The organism is Micromonospora sp. A202 (assembly GCF_006715105.1).
Taxonomy (GTDB): domain Bacteria; phylum Actinomycetota; class Actinomycetes; order Mycobacteriales; family Micromonosporaceae; genus Micromonospora; species Micromonospora zamorensis.
In genome coordinates this window covers 1,339,025-1,355,822 of sequence record NZ_VFMP01000001.1, presented here as the reverse complement: position 1 = coordinate 1,355,822, position 16,798 = coordinate 1,339,025, and the positions used below count along the sequence as shown (strand labels likewise).

The window sequence follows — 16,798 nt, the reverse complement described above, 5'->3', positions numbered from 1 at the left end:
TCTAGGGAAGCGCACGTCCCAACCGCCCTGGGAGGGTGTACCCATGGCCACCTTCGCCGCGTCCGACGGCACCACACTCGCGTACCGGAGCATCGGCGCGGGCGACCCGCTGGTCTGTCTGCCGGGCGGGCCGATGCGGGACTCGGCGTACCTCGGTGATCTCGGCGGTCTGGGCGCGTACCGGACGCTGGTCGTCCTCGACCTGCGGGGGACCGGACGGTCGGCCGTACCGGCGGACGTCTCCACCTACCGTTGCGACCAGATGGTCGACGACGTCGAGGCGCTACGCCGACACCTGGGCCTCGACCGGTGTGACGTGCTCGCGCACTCCGCCGGCGCCAACCTGGCCCTGGGGTACGCGACCCGCCATCCCGAGCGGATCGGCCGGCTCTCGCTGATCACACCGAGCACGCGGGCTCTCGGACTGGAGGCGACCGCCACGCTGCGCCGGGAGGTCACCCGGGTCCGAGCCGGCGAGCCGTGGTACCCGGCGGCAGCGGCGGCGTTGGACTCGATGGTGGCCGGTCGGGCGACCGCGGATGCCTGGCAGGCGATCGCACCGTTCTTCTACGGCCGGTGGGACGCCACCGCCCGCGCGCACCAGGCGGCGGAACCGGGCCAGCGCAACCAGGACGCGGCCCGGGTCTTCGGCGCCGAGGGCGCCTTCGATCCGCCGGCAACCCGCGCCGCGCTCGCCGCACACCGGGGCCCGGTGCTGCTGCTGGCCGGTGAGGTCGACCTCGGTGCCCCGCCCGGCCTGGTCGCCCAACTCGCGGAGCTGGCACCGGGCGCCGAACTGGTCGTGCAGCCGGGCGCGGGGCACTACCCGTGGCTTGACGACGCCGACAGGTTCACTGCCACGGTCTCGACGTTCCTGCGCTTTCAGCCCCGGTAGTCGTTCTGGTGGATGCCACCCTGCGGGGGCGCGCCGTACGAGCCCGGGAACCCGCGCACCGGCCCAAGGTGCAGTACCGCTGTCGGGGCGTCGGTCATGCTCCCACCGGCCGGCGCCAACAGCTGGGTCGTCGAGGGAACACCGGACTCCGCGACAGCGTCCGGTGTGTTCCTCAGGCGCATCACCACCAGTGCGAGCGCGCCCACGCCCGCGGCGACCAGCAAGCCACCCAGGAGCAGGAAAGGCAACGAACTGCTTCCCTCCTCGCTGACTGCCTTGAGGGTGGGCAGCGCAGCAGCGGGGGTGTCCTCGCCCACCTCCTCCGCGGCGAGAGGGCTTGCCTCCACGGCGGGCGACGCGGACGTCCTGGTGGGCGCTGCCACCGCCGAGAGGGTCAGCCCCACTGTCGCGACGTCACCGGCAGTGCCTCGTACGGTCGTGCGAGCGGTGCCGTAGCCGTCCATGGTCGCGCGGACGGTGATGGTGCCCTCGGCGATCGGCTTGCCGTCGCTCGACGTGATCGAGAACTGGCCGCTGCGGCTGCTGGTCGTCCGGTATTCGTGCCCGGCGCTGTCCGTGACGGTCAGGTTCACGCCGCCGATTGCCTTTCCGCTGGCGTCGCGAACCCGGCCGGAGACACTTTTCACCCCGGCTGCCGGCTTGTCCCCGCCGGATGGCGACGCACCCGGGCCGTGGACGTAGACCGTCCTGTGGTCATAGCTGTTCTGCCCGGCAAGCCGCACGGCGACTGAGATGTTGAGGCCGGTGATCTCATTCGGACGAGCCGCGGGGGCGACGAGCGTCGTGTCGAAGGTCTGGCTCCGGCCGGGTCCCAGCTTCGGCTCTGCCCGGCATCCGGAGGTGCATCGCAGGCCGCCGCCGACCACCACGATGGCCGTTTCGGCCCTGCTGCCGGTGTTGGTGACGCTGAACCGCACGCGCACCGTCTCGTTGGGCTTCACGTTCTCCGCCGACACGCTCAGGATCCGGACGGGCTGCGGGGCGGCCGTCGCGGGCGCCGCCGACACCGCGAACGTCCCCCCGATCAGCGTGATCAATGCGGCCGCTCGGGTCCACCGGACACATAAGCGCGTCGTCACTTCCAACCACCTTCAGCAAGAGCAGGCAACACCGGTCGATGGCACCGCGGGCCACTATGCCCTGTCCGGGACGGGTTGCGCGACCCACCGCCGACGTCTGGCCGGAGGACACAACAGTGCCAGGGACGGGTCTGAGCGAGTCGGATGCGCCTGTCGCCGGTGTCGGGTTGAGTCTCCAGCGGGGGGAGACAGCAGGGTGGGGACATGAACGGGAAACCGCTGTACACGATCGGCGACCTGGCCGGGCGAACCGGCCTGGGCGTCAAGACGATCCGGTACTACGCCGACCGGGGAATCGTGCCGCCCACCGACCGGAGCCCCGCCGGCTACCGCCTCTTCGACGCCGAGGCGGTTGCCCGACTGGAACTGGTCCGCACCCTGCGCGAGCTGGGCGTGGACCTGGCCACCGTTCGCCGCGTGGTGAACCGCGAGGTGACCCTGCCCGAGGTGGCCGCCGCGCACGCCGAGGCGTTGGCGGTGCAGATCCGGGTGCTGCGGCTGCGCCAGGCGGTGCTCACCGTCGCGGCGAGACGCGGGGCAGGCCCGGCGGAGGTGGACGACCTGCACCGCCTGGCCCAGCTCACCACGCGCGAGCGGGGGCACCTGGTGGGCGACTTCCTGAACACCGTCTTCGCTGGTCTGCGCGACCAGCCCACCTCTCCCGGTGTCGTCGTGTCGATGACACCGAGCCTGCCCGACGAGCCCAGCACCGAGCAGGTCGAGGCGTGGCTGGAGCTGGCCGAGCTGTGCCAGGACGCCAGTTTCCGGGCGGGCATGCAACGGTTGGCGCGCCAGCACGCCGCCGACCACGACGTCCCGGGGCTGCCGCGCCCGGACGCCGTCGCAGTGGTTCGGGACGCGGTGGCCCCCGCCCTGGCGGCCGGTCTCGATCCGACCGCTCCCGAGGCGGATGCCGTGGTCGCGAGGGTCATCGACCGGTACGCGCGCCTGCGGGGCCGCCCTGACGACGCCGACCTGCGCCAGCGGCTGCTCGACCGACTGACCGTGGCGAACGATCCCCGCCGGGACCGCTATGTCGACCTGCTGTCGGTGCTCAACGGCTGGTCGACCGGTGACGCTGTCGCCCCGGCGGCGGAGTGGTTCATCCAGGCCCTACGCGCCCGGATGCCCGAACCGGCCCGCTGAGCCGACTCACGGCGTCACCCGAACCAGGTCATCGCCTGGCCGTGGCCCCGGGCCCAGGCCAACGGCCTGCCATCCAACGCGAGGACGTTGTGCATGGCATCGTCCGGCGGGTCGGGCAGCCCGTCGTGCCGCAGCACCTCCGGTGCCTCGTTCGCGATCCAGTGACCGGGCAGCTCACGGACCAGCCGGACGAACTCCTCCCGGCGCGGCGGCGGCACCTGGTAGAGCACTGACGTGTGGAAGACCACCAGCGTCGCGTCGGCCGGCGCCCGGGCGGCCAGCGCCGGCAGGTCGTCCACCAGATCGCCGCGAACAAGCAGCGGCGGGTCGGCCGCGGCGACCGCCGCAGCGGCGCGCAGCCGGGCCCGCCGGTGCGCGTGCTCCGGCCAGATCAACGCGTCCAACCAGGACACGTCGCCGGGGTCGGTCACGTCGAGAGGGTTGAGGTCCAGGCCGGCCCGCCACACCACCTGGGGTACGCGGGTCGGCGGCACCAGACCGCTGGCCGCGCACTCCAGGACCGGTTCGCCGGAGCCGACCTGGTGCTCGCCGTAGCGGTACGCGTACCGGTCGGGGTACAGGCAGAGCCCGGCGGACGCGCCCACCTCCAGCAGGGCGAGGGGCTGCGGCAGCGCGGCGAGCACCGGCAGCAGGACCGCACACCGGCCGCTCTCGTTCGTCTGGGTGGCCCGGGTGAGCAGCTCCGCCTTGACGGCGGGCCAGTGCGTCACAGTGAAGTCGTGAAAGGCAGCCGGGTCGTCGACCGGGCCGCCGAGCCAGCGGACGACGCTGAACAACAGGTTGGGCTGCCGCTTGGCCGGCGGAAGCGCATCCAGCAGGGCGAGCAGGGCATCGTCGTCGGCGACGGCATGCGACAGACGCTCATAGGTGGGCGACACCCCGCGCGCCTCACGCCTGCCGAACTCCGCGTACGCCTCGGCGGTCGTCATGCCCTCATCGTCGCAGCCCGTTCCTCGGTAATTCAGCCCCCGTTCCCGTGCGCTGCCTCACCCGCCTCCTGGAGTGCTGCGGCCGCGTGATCGACTCGGGTTTCGTGAAGTCGGGGTGTCCGGGCGAGGTTGATGCCCCGGTCTCGTGAAACGCGAGTCGATCAAAAAACACCGTGAGCGCGGCAGGTGATCCCTGCCGCGCTCACGGATCTCGCGTTCGTACGTCAGCTGCAGCCGCTGGTGGAACCGCAGCCCTCGCAGACATAGCAGCTGCCGGCCGGGCGCATCTTCGTACCGCAGGTGAAGCAGAGCGGCGCGTCGGCGGCCTTGCCGATCACGGCCTCCAGCAGTTCGGTGCTGGAACCCACACTCGGCGCCGGCTTGGCGGCGGCCACGTCGGCCATCTCCTGGGCCGGCTGCGCGACGGCCTCCGACTTGGCCGGAGCCTCCACGGGCGCCGACGACGCCATCGCGGTGAGCTCGGCACCGGTGACACCGGCGGCCTCCGCGTCGGCCTCGGCCCGCAGTTGGGCGGCCCGCTCCGAAGCGGTGAAGATGCCCAGCTCGGCGCGGCGCTCATACGGCAGGAAGTCCAGCGCCAGGCGACGGAAGATGTAGTCCATCACCGAGGCCGCCATCCGCACGTCCGGGTCGTCGGTCATGCCGGCCGGCTCGAAGCGCATGTTGGTGAACTTGCTGACGAACGTCTCCAGCGGCACGCCGTACTGCAGACCGATGCTGATGGCCACCGAGAAGGCGTCCATCACCCCGGCCAGGGTCGAGCCCTGCTTGGACATCTTGAGGAAGACCTCGCCGAGGCCGTCGTCCGGGTAGGACGACGCGGTGAGGTAGCCCTCGGCACCTCCGACGGAGAAGCTGACCGTCTCGGACGGGCGCTTCTTCGGCAGGCGCTTACGCACCGGCCGGTACTCGATGACCTTCTCCACCGCGACCGGCGCGGCCTCGACGGCGGCCGGCTCGGTGGCCTTGTTGGACTTCGCGACCGAGAGCGGCTGACCGACCTTGCAGTTGTCCCGGTAGATCGCCAGCGCCTTGAGGCCGAGCTTCCAGCCCTCGAAGTAGATCTTCTCGACGTCCTCGACGGTGGCCGCCTCCGGCATGTTGACCGTCTTGGAGATGGCGCCGGAGACGAACGGCTGGATGGCCGCCATCATCCGCACGTGACCCATCGGGGCGATCGTCCGCTCTCCCATGGCGCAGTCGAAGACCGGGTAGTGCTCCGGCTTGAGGCCGGGAGCGTCCACCACGTGGCCGTGGTCGGCGATGTGCTCGACGATCGCCTCGACCTGCTCCTCGGGGTAGCCGAGGCTGCGCAGGGCGCGCGGAACCGTCTGGTTGACGATCTGCATCGAGCCGCCGCCGACCAGCTTCTTGAACTTGACCAGCGCCAGGTCCGGCTCAACGCCGGTCGTGTCGCAGTCCATCATGAAGCCGATCGTGCCGGTCGGGGCGAGGACGCTCGCCTGCGCGTTGCGCCAGCCGAACTTGTCACCGATCTTGTTGCCCTGGGTCCACTGCTTGGTCGCCTCACGGACGATCGCGGTGGCCACCGGGCTGGTCGGCTTGATCTCGTCGTTGGCCGCGGCGTGCTTGCGCATGACCCGCTTGTGCGGCTCGGCGTTGCGGGCGTAGCCGTCGTACGGGCCGACGACGCCGGCCAGCTCGGCGGAACGGCGGTAGGCGGTGCCGGTCATCAGCGACGTGATCGACGCGGCGACCGAGCGGCCCTGGTCCGAGTCGTACGGCAGGCCGGTGGCCATCAGCAGGGCGCCGAGGTTGGCGTAGCCGATGCCGAGCTGCCGGTAGGCGCGGGAGGTCTCACCGATCTTCTCGGTCGGGAAGTCCGCGAAGCAGATCGAGATGTCCATCGCGGTGATGACGAACTCGACGGACTTGACGAACTTCTCCACCTCGAAGCCACCGTCGGCGCGGAGGAACTTCATCAGGTTGAGCGAGGCCAGGTTGCACGAGGAGTTGTCCAGGTGCAGGTACTCCGAGCACGGGTTCGACGCGGTGATCCGCCCGGTCTCCGGGCAGGTGTGCCAGTCGTTGATCGTGTCGTCGTACTGCAGGCCCGGGTCGGCGCACTCCCAGGCGGCCTGGGAGATGGTGCGGAACAGCTTCTTGGCGTCGACGGTGTCGATCACCGAGCCGTCCAGCCGACCGCGCAGGTCGAAGCCGCCGCCGGTCTCCACCGCCGACATGAACTCGTCGGAGACCCGGACCGAGTTGTTGGCGTTCTGGTACTGCACGCTGACGATGTCGGAGCCGCCGAGGTCCATGTCGAACCCGGCGTCGCGCAGGGCGCGGATCTTGTGCTCCTCGCGCGCCTTCGTGACCACGAACTCCTCGATGTCCGGGTGGTCCACGTCGAGGATGACCATCTTGGCCGCCCGGCGGGTCGCGCCGCCGGACTTGATGGTGCCGGCGGAGGCGTCGGCGCCCCGCATGAAGCTGACCGGGCCCGAGGCGGTGCCGCCGGAGGAGAGCAGCTCACGCGACGAGCGGATCCGCGAAAGGTTGACCCCGGAGCCGGAGCCGCCCTTGAAGATCAGCCCCTCCTCCTTGTACCAGTCGAGGATCGAGTCCATCGAGTCGTCGACGGCCAGGATGAAACAGGCGCTGACCTGCTGCGGCGACGGCGTGCCGACGTTGAACCAGACCGGCGAGTTGAAGCTGAACACCTGGTGCAGCAGCATCCAGGTCAGCTCGTGGTCGAAGATCTCGGCGTCGGCCGGGCTGGCGAAGTAGCCGTACTCCTCGCCCGCGGTGCGGTAGGTGGTGACCACCCGGTCGATCAGCTGCTTGAGCGACCACTCCCGCTCCGGGGTCCCCACCGCGCCCCGGAAGTACTTGGTGGTCACGATGTTGGCCGCGTTGACGCTCCACGACTGCGGGAACTCGACCCCCCGCTGCTCGAAGTTGATCGAGCCGTCCCGCCAGTTCGTCATCACGACGTCGCGGCGCTCCCAGGTGGCCTCGTCGTACGGGTGGACCCCCTCGGTCGTCCACACCCGCTCGATCTTCAGCCCCGCGCCTGCCTTGTTTCGTGAACGGCTAGTTGTCACGCCGTCGCCCCCCTCGTCTGCGCGGTCACCCACCGCGCGTCCCAATCTCTTGAAAAACTGTGAAGATTCAGCTGGTACGGCCGGCGGCCTCGACCGCATCGGCCCTGCCCTGCCCCCGGGCGCGCGCCGCGGCCCGCAACGTCTCGATCTCGCGCTCGAAGTCGGCGAGTGAGTCGAAGGAGCGGTAGACGCTGGCGAACCGCAGGTAGGCGATCTCGTCCAGGTCGCGCAGTGGGCCCAGGATCGCCAGGCCCACGTCGTGGCTGGGGATCTCGGCGGCCCCCTTGGCCCGGACCGTCTCCTCCACCCGCTGCGCGAGCAGCGCGAGCGAGTCGTCGTCCACCGGCCGGCCCTGGCACGCCTTGCGCACCCCGCCGATGATCTTCGTACGACTGAACGGCTCGGTCACCCCGCTGCGCTTGACGACAGCGAGGACCGCCTCCTCGACGGTGGTGAACCGCTTGCCGCATTCCGGGCAGGAACGCCGCCGTCGGATGAGCTGGCCGTCGTCGGCCTCCCGCGAGTCGACCACCCGGGAGTCAGCGTGCCGGCAGTACGGACACCGCATCGCCCACCTCCTAAAAATGATCAACTGCGCCCACACCGGACACTCCCGGGCACGACTCACCACGGCGGCGCCACCCTCGGATGGCGCCCGCCGTGATCGACGTTACGGGAGTGCGGTCGGTAGTCGGACCCAACCTGTGGGCAACTTACGCCCATGTCACTACTACATCTAGGGGTTGACCGTATGTCGCTGGGGAAGCCGGGTCAAGTTGACCGGCGTGTCCGGCGCGTCACGCACCATCCGGTCATCCGCGACCATCGGCACGCCCGAAGACCCAACGCGAACGGCCCGCCCGGGTTACCGGCCAGCGGGCCAGAGTGACAGGGAAAACGGCCGATGATCGAACACCAGTGCTACCTGACGTACCATTTATCAGAACATCCGTACGACCGGAGCGCTTTTTCACCCCGACACGCCGGTGAGAGGTCGTACAGATGTTTGAAAATGACCGATCTCACCTATACGGTCATGAACAACGTGGCACCACCGCACGCACCACGAGCCGACGAGGCACCCAGCGCCGACCAGGGAGGACGGACGTGACCGAGGACCGGGCCAGCCGGCCGAAGAGCCCGCAGCAGATCACCGAGGCGGGCCCGCCGGCCACCACCCGACGCCGCAGCGCCGCGCGCAGCCGGACGGGTCAGCCCGCCGTGCGCCAGGTCACCCCGGTGGTCAGCGCCTTCCCCGACCCGGCGACGATCGACCTGACCGCTCGCCAGCGTCGCATCCTGGAGTTCATCCGCACCTGGGTCGAGCGGCACGGCTACCCGCCGAGCGTCCGCGAGATCGGCGAGGCCGTCGGCCTGGTGTCGCCGTCCAGCGTCGCCTACCAGCTCAAGGAGCTGGAGAAGAAGGGCTTCCTGCGCCGCGACCCGAACCGGCCGCGCGCGGTGGACGTCCGTGCTCCCAGCGAGGCCATCGACGACGAGCTGTCCCGGGCGCAGCGGCCGACCCCGGCATACGTGCCGATGCTCGGTCGGATCGCCGCCGGTGGGCCGATCCTCGCCGAGCAGGCCGTGGAGGACATCTTCCCGCTCCCCCGCGAGCTGGTGGGCGAGGGTGAAGTCTTCATGCTCCAGGTCAAGGGCGACTCGATGCTCGACGCGGCGATCTGCGACGGCGACTGGGTCGTCGTGCGGCAGCAGCCGACCGCCGACTCCGGCGAGATCGTGGCCGCCATGCTTGACGGCGAGGCGACCGTGAAGACCTACCGACGGCGCGACGGGCACGTCTGGCTGATGCCGCAGAACCCGGCCTTCGACCCGATCCCCGGTGACGACGCCACCATCATGGGCCGGGTCGTGGCGGTCCTGCGCCGAATCTGACCGGCCGGCGGGTGGGTGCCCACGGCGCCCACCCGCGCCGTTGTTCAGAAGCGCAGACCACCCACGCCCGCCGTTCAGGCGCGCGGCCCACCCGCGTTGGTTGTTCAGGGGCGCGTGAGCGCGGCGACGCTCATCAGTAACGGTCGCCCCGATAGCCGCGGCCGCCCCCGGGATACTGCCCGTACGGATCGACGGGCCCGTCATCGTCACGCCGGCGGCCGGGCCGTTGGCCCCGCTGGTCGGGTTCCTGCCCACCGCGCCGGGGCGGCTCCGCCCGACCGGCGCCGGGCTGGCCGCCGCCATCGCCGTACACACCGCCGCCAGGACGACCGCCCCCACTCTGCGGACGACCGCCAGCACCCTGTGGGCGACCGCCACCAGCAGCCGGGGGGCGACCGCCACCACTGGCCGGAGGGCGACCGCCACCAGCAACCGGAGGACGAGCGCCACCACTGACCGGGGGACGACCTCCGCCGGCTGGGGGACGACCTCCGCCGTACACACCGCTGCCGGCGTCCGGCCGTGGCGTGCCGTAGCCACCGTCGGCCGGGCGACCACCGCCGCCGTACACCGCACCACCCGCCGGGGCCGGGCCGCCGCGACCCGAGGCACCGCCGTAGACTGCGCCACCCGCTGGCGCGCCACCACCGTAGACACCGCTCTTCCGGCCGGTGGGCCCCGCGGGCCCGTCGGCGGCACGACCGGCACGTGGGCCTGACGGCTCACCATCCGGGTCCGGCGAGTCGGGCCCGTCGGCGGCCGGCGGCCGTCGGCGGGCCCGGACGATGCCGATGATCCCGGCGCCGACCAACAGGAGGCCGATCAACCCGACGGCGCTGACCAGGTAGGTGATGTCGTCGAGGCTCAGACCGTCGGTCCACGACTTCGCCGCGGCCGGCTTGGCACCGCCGGCCGCTGCGAGTGGCACCGCTGTCGAGGTGGACGGTGTGTAGCTGAGGATGTCGAGGGGCTCGTCCTCGGCGAAGCGGGCCGCGTCGGAGACGGTCAGGAACGACTTCCCGTCCGGCGTGTAGCTGATGGCCTCGCCGAACGGGTCGGCCAACGCCGTCACCCGGGGCTTGCCGGTGGTGAGCGCGCCGACGATGTCGCCGCCGCTCACGTCGTACTCGAAGGCGTCCGCGTAGGTGCGCAGGACCACCCGGGAGCCGTCCGGGGACCGGGCCGCGCCGGTGATGGCGATCCGACCGAACGTGTTGAGCGGGTTCTCCGTCTGCGTCTTGGGCAGCTCGATCTCGCCGGCCCTGCTCATCGGCACCGGGTCGGTGTCGCCGCTCTTCAGGGCCGCCGTCGGGGTGTAGATCTCGGCCTTGCCGCTGGTCACCTTCGTGATGATGAGCGGCTTACCGTCGTCGCCGATGAGCAACGCCTCGGCGTCGTGCGGTTTGGCCTCCGGGTACGCGAGCCGGTGCAGCGTCGGCTGCTTGGTGCCGGTGACCGGCATCGACCAGAGCGCGATGCGGCTGCGGCGCTCCTTCGAGTCGGCGTTGTCGCCGATGTCGGCGACCCAGAGAGTGCGGCCGTCCTTGGAGAGAGCCAGATCCTCGGTGTCGAAGGGGCCCTGCCCGGAGTATCGGACCGGCTCCTTCGAGATCTTGCACTTGCTGTCGAGGAAGAAGACCCGCTTGCGTGCCGGGACCTCGGTGCCATCGTTGACGACGATGTAACCGCTCTTGGTCGCGACCAGCCCGGACAGCTCACGCAGGCGCTCGTCGACGATCGTGCACCGCTTCTGACCGGGAGCGGCAGCGGACAGCCCCGACGACACGGGCGCGGGGGCCGCAGCGGCGACTCCGGCGAGCGCCACGGTTGCCCCGAGCAGGCCGAGGGCAACCGTGACCGAGGAAACAACGCGGCGCATTCGGCCAGTGTCGCATGCCACGCGTTTCAGGTGGATGACGCCGTGGGGCTCAGGACCGGGTGCCGGCCGCCTGTCCCTGCCGCGCGACGTCGAACGGCGCCAGCTCCGCAGCCAGCTCCGCACTGACGCGGACGTGCAGCAGGGTGCCCTCCGGCAGGTGCGACGTGCTGAGCACCTCGCCGGTGCGGTGCACCCGGGACACCAGGTCACCCCGGTCGTACGGCAGGACCGCCCGGACCTCGACGGCCGGCTGCGGCAGCCGGTCCTCGATGGCCGAGCGCAGGTCCTCGATGCCCCTGCCGGAGTACGCCGATACGAAGATCGCGTCCGGCCAGAGCCGCTTGAGCCGCAGCAGAGTGTCCTCGTCGGCGGCGTCAATCTTGTTGACCACCAGCAGCTCGGGGAGACGATCCGCGCTCACCTCGGCGAGCACCTCGTGCACCGCCCGGACCTGCTCCTCCGGATCCGGGTGGGTGCCGTCGACGACGTGCACCACCAGATCCGCCTCCGCGACCTCCTCCAGCGTCGAGCGGAACGCCTCGACGATCTGGTGCGGGAGGTGCCGGACGAAGCCGACCGTGTCGGAAAGCGTGTAGATCCGCCCGTCCGAGGCGGTGGCCTTACGGGTGGTCGGGTCCAACGTCGCGAACAGCGCGTTCTCCACCAGCACACCCGCGTCCGTCAGCCGGTTGAGCAGGCTCGACTTGCCGGCGTTGGTGTAGCCGGCGATGGCCACGGCGGGGATCGAGTTGCGGGTGCGTCGGGCACGCTTGGTGACGCGTACCGTGCGCATGTTCTTGATCTCACGGCGCAGCCGGGAGATGCGGTGGCGGATACGCCGCCGGTCGGTCTCCAGCTTGGTTTCACCGGGACCACGCACACCCACACCGCCACCGGCGCCGCCGCCCCGGCCGGAACCACCGGTCTGCCGGGAGAGCGTCTCACCCCAACCGCGCAGTCGGGGCAGCAGGTATTGGAGCTGGGCCAGCTCGACCTGGGCCTTACCTTCCTTGCTCTTGGCGTGCTGGGCGAAGATGTCGAGGATCAGCGCCGTCCGGTCGACAACCTTGACCTTGGTGCGCTGTTCCAGGTTGCGCAGCTGCGACGGCGACAGCTCACCGTCGCAGATGACCGTGTCGGCGCCGGTGGAAAGCACCACCGCGCCGAGGTCGTCGACCTTGCCGCGGCCAATGTACGTCGCCGGGTCGGGTCGTGTGCGACGCTGAATGAGCCCTTCGAGCACCTGCGAACCGGCCGTCTCGGCCAGCGCGGCAAGCTCGGTCAGCGAATTTTCCGCATCGGCGATCGTGCCCTCGGTCCAGACGCCCACCAGGACGACCCGCTCCAGCCGCAGCTGGCGGTATTCCACCTCGGTGACGTCGGTGAGCTCGGTTGACAGGCCCGGGACGCGTCGCAGGGACTGCCGCTCCGACAGCTCCATCTCGCCGGTGGTGACGTCGTCGAGCTCGTCCTCGACGGGGACAAAGCTCTCCTGGTCTCGCAAGCGGTTCTCCTGTCCGTTTTGATAAGTAGAACGTAATCCTGACATGACACAACGCCGAACGCACCTGCTATATGCCCATGCTGAAGGTCGCCAAAAGTGGGGGCGAATGCTGGTCGGACTCGACAACCCGGTAGAAATGCGGGCGGCGGCCGACTGGCCGCACAGCCGTGACGGAGGGATCCCGTGGCCATCACCCGACTGCCGAGCGCCGGATTTTCAATCACCATCCGGATCGCCGTAACCGCGGACGCCTCCTCGATCGGCCGGCTCACCACCTCGGTCGGCGAGGCCGGGGCGATCGTCACGGCGCTGGACGTGGTGGACTCGGACCCGACCCACGTGATCGTCGACCTCACCTGCGACACCGCCGACGCCGGCCACGCCGACCAGGTGGTCGACGCGTTGACCGCGCTGGACGGCGTGGATGTCCGCAAGGTGTCGGACCGGACGTTCCTCCTGCACCTCGGCGGCAAGATCGAGGTGACCTCGAAGGTCGCGCTGCGCAACCGTGACGAGCTGTCCCGGGCGTACACCCCTGGGGTGGCCCGGGTCTGTATGGCGATCGCCGAGAACCCGGCGGACGCCCGGCGGCTGACCATCAAGCGCAACACCGTCGCGGTGGTCAGCGACGGCTCGGCGGTGCTCGGCCTGGGCAACCTGGGCCCGGCCGCATCGCTGCCGGTGATGGAGGGCAAGGCGGCGCTGTTCAAGCGCTTCGGTGGGGTGGATGCCTGGCCGGTGGTGCTGGACACCCAGGACACCGACGAGATCGTGCAGATCGTCAAGGCGATCGCGCCCGCGTACGGCGGGATCAACCTGGAGGACATCGCCGCGCCGCGCTGCTTCGAGATCGAGGCCCGGCTGCGCGAGGCGCTGGACATTCCGGTCTTCCACGACGACCAGCACGGCACCGCGATCTGCGTGCTGGCCGCGCTGACCAACGCGCTGCGGGTGGTCGGCAAGCGGCTCGAGGACGTCCGCGTGGTCGTCTCGGGCGCCGGCGCGGCCGGCACCGCGATCATGAAGCTGCTGCTGCGCCAGGGCGTCGGCGACATCATCGCGTACGACCGGGAGGGCGCCCTGCACCGCGGGCTGACCGGGCTCAACTCGGCGTGGCAGTGGCTGGCGGAGAACACCAACAAGGAGAACTACTCGGGCGACCTGCCGGGTGCGATCCGGGGTGCCGACGTGTTCATCGGGGTGAGCGCGCCGAACCTGCTCACCGGCGACGACATCGCCCAGATGGCGAAGGACTCGATCGTCTTCGCGCTCGCGAACCCGGACCCGGAGGTCGACCCCCGGGAGGCGCGCAAGCACGCCGCGGTGGTCGCCACCGGTCGCTCGGACCAGCCGAACCAGATCAACAACGTGCTCGCCTTCCCCGGTGTGTTCCGCGGCATGCTCGACGCGCACGCCGAGGAGTTCACCGAGGAGATGGCCCTCGCGGCCGCCCGGGCCATCGCCGACGTGGTCGGTGAGGAAAAGATCAATCCGACGGTGATCGTGCCGAGCGTCTTCGACTCCCGGGTCGCCCCGGCGGTCGCCGCCGCCGTCCGCGCCGCCGCGCACAACCCCAGCCCACTGCCGGCAGCCGACCCCGGCCCGGCGGACCTCCCCGAGATCGCGGCCAACGCCAGCGCGACCCCCTGACGCACTCCCCCTGTTGATCAAGAGGTTTGCGTCAGGATCCGCGTTGTTCCTGACACAAACCTCTTGATCAACCCGGGTGGCGGGGCAGGGCGTTGGGGTCGAGGTCGCCTGTTGCCACCAGGACGGCGGGGCCGGACAACCAGCAGGAGTCCGCCGTCACCGTGACCGTCACACGGCCGCCGGGCACGTCCACGGCGACCACTCCGGTGTCCCGGCCGGCGTCACGCAGGGCCACCGCGCCCACCGCGCAGGCACCGGTGCCGCAGGACAACGTCTCGGCGCTGCCACGCTCGTACACCCTCATCAGGCTGTGCGCGTCGGTGGCGTCGACCGGGTCGCCCGCCACGATGAACTCCACGTTCACCCCGCTCGGGAAGACCTCCGGGTCGAACCCGGGCGCGGTCGTCAGGTCCAGCGCGGACAACTCCACACCGGCCGGCAGGACGCACACCAGGTGCGGGTTGCCGACGTCCACCACCGCACCGGTCAAGGTCAGCCCGCCGAGGGTCGCGGCGGAGCTGTCGTACACCTGTGGTCGGCGCATCTCGACGGACACCAGGTCGCCCTCGACCAGCGCGCGCACGACGCCGGCCCGGGTGGCCACCGGCAACGCCGCGCCGGCGGGCGTCGCCAGCCCGGTGTCGAGCAGGTAGCGCACGAAGACCCGGGCACCGTTGCCGCACATCTCGGCGAACGAACCGTCGGCGTTCCAGTAGTCCATGAACCACTCGGCCTCGCCGGCCAGCCCGGCGCCGTCCGGATGCTTGGCCGCGCGGACCACCCGCAGCACCCCGTCCGCGCCGATGCCCCGCCGCCGGTCGCAGAGCGCCGCGACCAGCTCCGGGGTCAGGTCGAGCCGACCGTCCGGGTCGGGAAGGAGGACGAAGTCGTTGCCGGTGCCGTGGCCCTTGGTGAACTCCACGCCCCCATTATCGCGTCTCGGCGGGCACCAGACGGAGGGCGACCCCGATCAGGTCCGGAGTCGCCGAATCCAGCCAGTGGATCCGCGGGTCACGCCGGAACCACGACCGCTGCCGGCGGACGAAACGACGGGTGGCCCGAACCGTCTCGTCGTGCGCCTGCGACTCGGTCAGCTCACCGGCGAGCATGCGCAGCACCTGCTGGTAGCCCAGCGCCCGGCTCGCCGTCCGCCCTTCGGGCAGCCCTCGCCCGACCAGTTCGCGGGTCTCCGACACCAGGCCGTCAGCCCACATCCGGTCGACCCGCAGGGCGATCCGCTCGTCCAGCAGCCCGGTGTCCAGGTCGACGCCGAGCTGCACCGACGGGTAGTACGGCGTCGGCTGCGGCAGCGAGGCGGTGAACGGCGCGCCGGTGAGCTCGATCACCTCCAGGGCCCGGACGATCCGCCGACCGTTGCCGGGCAGGATGCCGTCCGCGGCGACCGGGTCGGCGGCGCGCAGCCGCGCGTACAGCGGCGCGGGGCCGACCTCGGCCAACTCGCGTTCCAGCCGCTCCCGCAGCACCGCGTCGGTGCCGGGGAACTCGAAACGCTCCAGCACCGCCCGCACGTACAGCCCGGACCCACCGACCAGCAGCGGCACCCGACCCCGGGACAGGATGTCGTCCACCGCCGCGCGGGCCAGCCGCTGGTACTCCGCGACGCTCGCCGGCTCGGTGACGTCCCAGATGTCCAGCAGGTGGTGCGGCACCCCGTCCCGTTCGGCGACGGTCAACTTGGCGGTGCCGATGTTCATACCGCGGTAGAGCTGCATCGAGTCGGCGTTGACCACCTCGCCGTCGAGGGCGTGCGCCAACGCGATGCTCAGCGCCGACTTGCCCGCCGCGGTCGGGCCGACCACCGCGACGACAGTGCCCCCCGCAGTGCCCCCCGCGTCGCTGGTCACACCCGCTCCCAGGACGCCACGAAGTAGGCGACACCGTAGGGGGCCGCGTCGTGCAGCAACTCGCCGCGCCATCCCCCGCCGGCCGCGCGGGCCGCGCTGGCGAGCACCTGCCAGGGCGCGCGGCCGGCGGCCTTCAGCTCCGCCGACACCACCGGGTCGAGGCCGAGCAGGACGTCCAGGTCCGCGTCGGCCAGCGCCCCGGCAACCCGCTGGTCGTACGGGAGGGCGCGCGGGTCGTCGTACCCGGGTGACTTCTCTCCCCGGCAGGCCGACCCGTCCCCGAGCACCAGCAACGCCACCCGGTCACCCGTGGCGGACACCTCGTCGGCGAGCGCGGAAAGCTCGGCCAGACCGGCGTCGGCGGCCACCTGCACAGCGGACACGGGCACGGCGGAGGCCGGCGCGGTGTGGGCCGGCGCGGCGCTCAGCGGCGGTCGCGCGTCGTGCCGGGCCAGCAGCCACGCGCCGATGGTCAGGCTCAACGGCAGCACCGCTCCCCGGTCGGGCTGACCGGGGACCAGCGGCACATCCAGGTCGACACCCCAGGGCTGCAGGGAACCCGTGGCCGGGGGGCGGATCGGCCCGGTCACCGGACCGGTACCGAGCAGCACCACGCGGTCCGGGTCGGCTGCCAGCAACAGGCGTACGGCGGTGTCGCAGGCCGTCCGCAGGTCGTCCAGCTCGGGGGTTGCGGAGCCGGCCACCTCCGGCACGAGCAGGGGCGGATGCGGGCAGACAGCGGCGGCGACCAGTGGCACCCGTTCACCGTAGCGGGAATCCCCGGTGCGTCTCCGCGCCGATCCGGTCATTCGGCCCCTAGGACA

13 protein-coding genes are annotated in these 16,798 nt (G+C 71.2%); 4 read left to right on the top strand and 9 right to left on the bottom strand.

Translation table 11 applies throughout. The annotated features are described in order from the left end of the window. Window positions 1-43: 43 nt before the first annotated feature. Window positions 44-895, top strand: a complete 852-nt coding sequence (locus FBZ33_RS06295; protein ID WP_141908326.1) for an alpha/beta fold hydrolase — start codon at window positions 44-46, stop codon at window positions 893-895. Here FBZ33_RS06295 and FBZ33_RS06290 read toward each other — a convergent pair. After that, window positions 883-1,995, bottom strand: a complete 1,113-nt coding sequence (locus FBZ33_RS06290; RefSeq protein WP_141912435.1) for a carboxypeptidase-like regulatory domain-containing protein — start codon at window positions 1,993-1,995, stop codon at window positions 883-885. The two genes, FBZ33_RS06295 and FBZ33_RS06290, sit on opposite strands and share 13 nt — an antisense overlap. Before the next feature lie 204 nt (window positions 1,996-2,199). Here FBZ33_RS06290 and FBZ33_RS06285 point away from each other — a divergent pair, with 204 nt between their 5' ends. After that, window positions 2,200-3,141: a MerR family transcriptional regulator gene (locus tag FBZ33_RS06285; RefSeq protein ID WP_141908325.1), complete on the top strand. Its 942-nt coding sequence runs from the start codon at window positions 2,200-2,202 to the stop codon at window positions 3,139-3,141. Window positions 3,142-3,155: 14 nt separating this feature from the next. Here FBZ33_RS06285 and FBZ33_RS06280 read toward each other — a convergent pair whose 3' ends face one another. From FBZ33_RS06280 to nrdR, 3 genes are all read right to left on the bottom strand, one after another. Then, window positions 3,156-4,091: a DUF2332 domain-containing protein gene (locus FBZ33_RS06280; RefSeq protein ID WP_141908324.1), complete on the bottom strand. Its 936-nt coding sequence runs from the start codon at window positions 4,089-4,091 to the stop codon at window positions 3,156-3,158. Window positions 4,092-4,315: 224 nt separating this feature from the next. Next, window positions 4,316-7,180 carry a vitamin B12-dependent ribonucleotide reductase gene (locus FBZ33_RS06275; RefSeq protein WP_370453076.1) on the bottom strand — a complete coding sequence of 955 codons (2,865 nt, stop codon included), beginning with the start codon at window positions 7,178-7,180 and terminating at the stop codon, window positions 4,316-4,318. Between the two features lie 67 nt (window positions 7,181-7,247). After that, window positions 7,248-7,748 carry a transcriptional regulator NrdR gene (gene nrdR, locus FBZ33_RS06270; RefSeq protein ID WP_088946781.1) on the bottom strand — a complete coding sequence of 167 codons (501 nt, stop codon included), beginning with the start codon at window positions 7,746-7,748 and terminating at the stop codon, window positions 7,248-7,250. A 539-nt stretch (window positions 7,749-8,287) separates the two neighbouring features. Here nrdR and lexA point away from each other — a divergent pair. After that, window positions 8,288-9,076, top strand: a complete 789-nt coding sequence (gene lexA, locus FBZ33_RS06265; protein WP_088946780.1) for a transcriptional repressor LexA — start codon at window positions 8,288-8,290, stop codon at window positions 9,074-9,076. Between the two features lie 133 nt (window positions 9,077-9,209). Here the strand turns inward: lexA and FBZ33_RS06260 are convergent, their stop codons facing one another. Together FBZ33_RS06260 and hflX are read right to left on the bottom strand one after the other, a co-directional pair. Then, the gene (locus tag FBZ33_RS06260) at window positions 9,210-10,955 is read right to left on the bottom strand and encodes a hypothetical protein (RefSeq protein WP_141908323.1); all 1,746 of its coding nucleotides are present in this window, start codon (window positions 10,953-10,955) and stop codon (window positions 9,210-9,212) included. A gap of 49 nt (window positions 10,956-11,004) precedes the next feature. Beyond that, window positions 11,005-12,459: a GTPase HflX gene (gene hflX, locus FBZ33_RS06255; RefSeq protein WP_141908322.1), complete on the bottom strand. Its 1,455-nt coding sequence runs from the start codon at window positions 12,457-12,459 to the stop codon at window positions 11,005-11,007. Window positions 12,460-12,642: 183 nt separating this feature from the next. Between hflX and FBZ33_RS06250 the strand changes: the two genes are divergently transcribed. Continuing rightward, window positions 12,643-14,109, top strand: a complete 1,467-nt coding sequence (locus FBZ33_RS06250; RefSeq protein WP_141908321.1) for an NAD-dependent malic enzyme — start codon at window positions 12,643-12,645, stop codon at window positions 14,107-14,109. A gap of 67 nt (window positions 14,110-14,176) precedes the next feature. Here FBZ33_RS06250 and dapF read toward each other — a convergent pair whose 3' ends face one another. The 3 genes from dapF to FBZ33_RS06235 are packed head-to-tail and all read right to left on the bottom strand — an operon-like array spanning window position 14,177 to window position 16,783. Beyond that, window positions 14,177-15,031, bottom strand: a complete 855-nt coding sequence (gene dapF / locus FBZ33_RS06245) for a diaminopimelate epimerase (protein WP_141908320.1) — start codon at window positions 15,029-15,031, stop codon at window positions 14,177-14,179. 7 nt (window positions 15,032-15,038) lie between these two features. Further along, window positions 15,039-15,974, bottom strand: coding sequence for a tRNA (adenosine(37)-N6)-dimethylallyltransferase MiaA (miaA, locus tag FBZ33_RS06240; protein ID WP_141908319.1), 936 nt, complete (start codon window positions 15,972-15,974; stop codon window positions 15,039-15,041). Then, entirely contained in the window at window positions 15,971-16,783 is an 813-nt protein-coding gene (locus FBZ33_RS06235) for a class III extradiol dioxygenase subunit B-like domain-containing protein (protein WP_141908318.1), read from the bottom strand. Before FBZ33_RS06235 ends, miaA begins: the two co-directional genes overlap by 4 nt. Window positions 16,784-16,798: the final 15 nt, after the last annotated feature.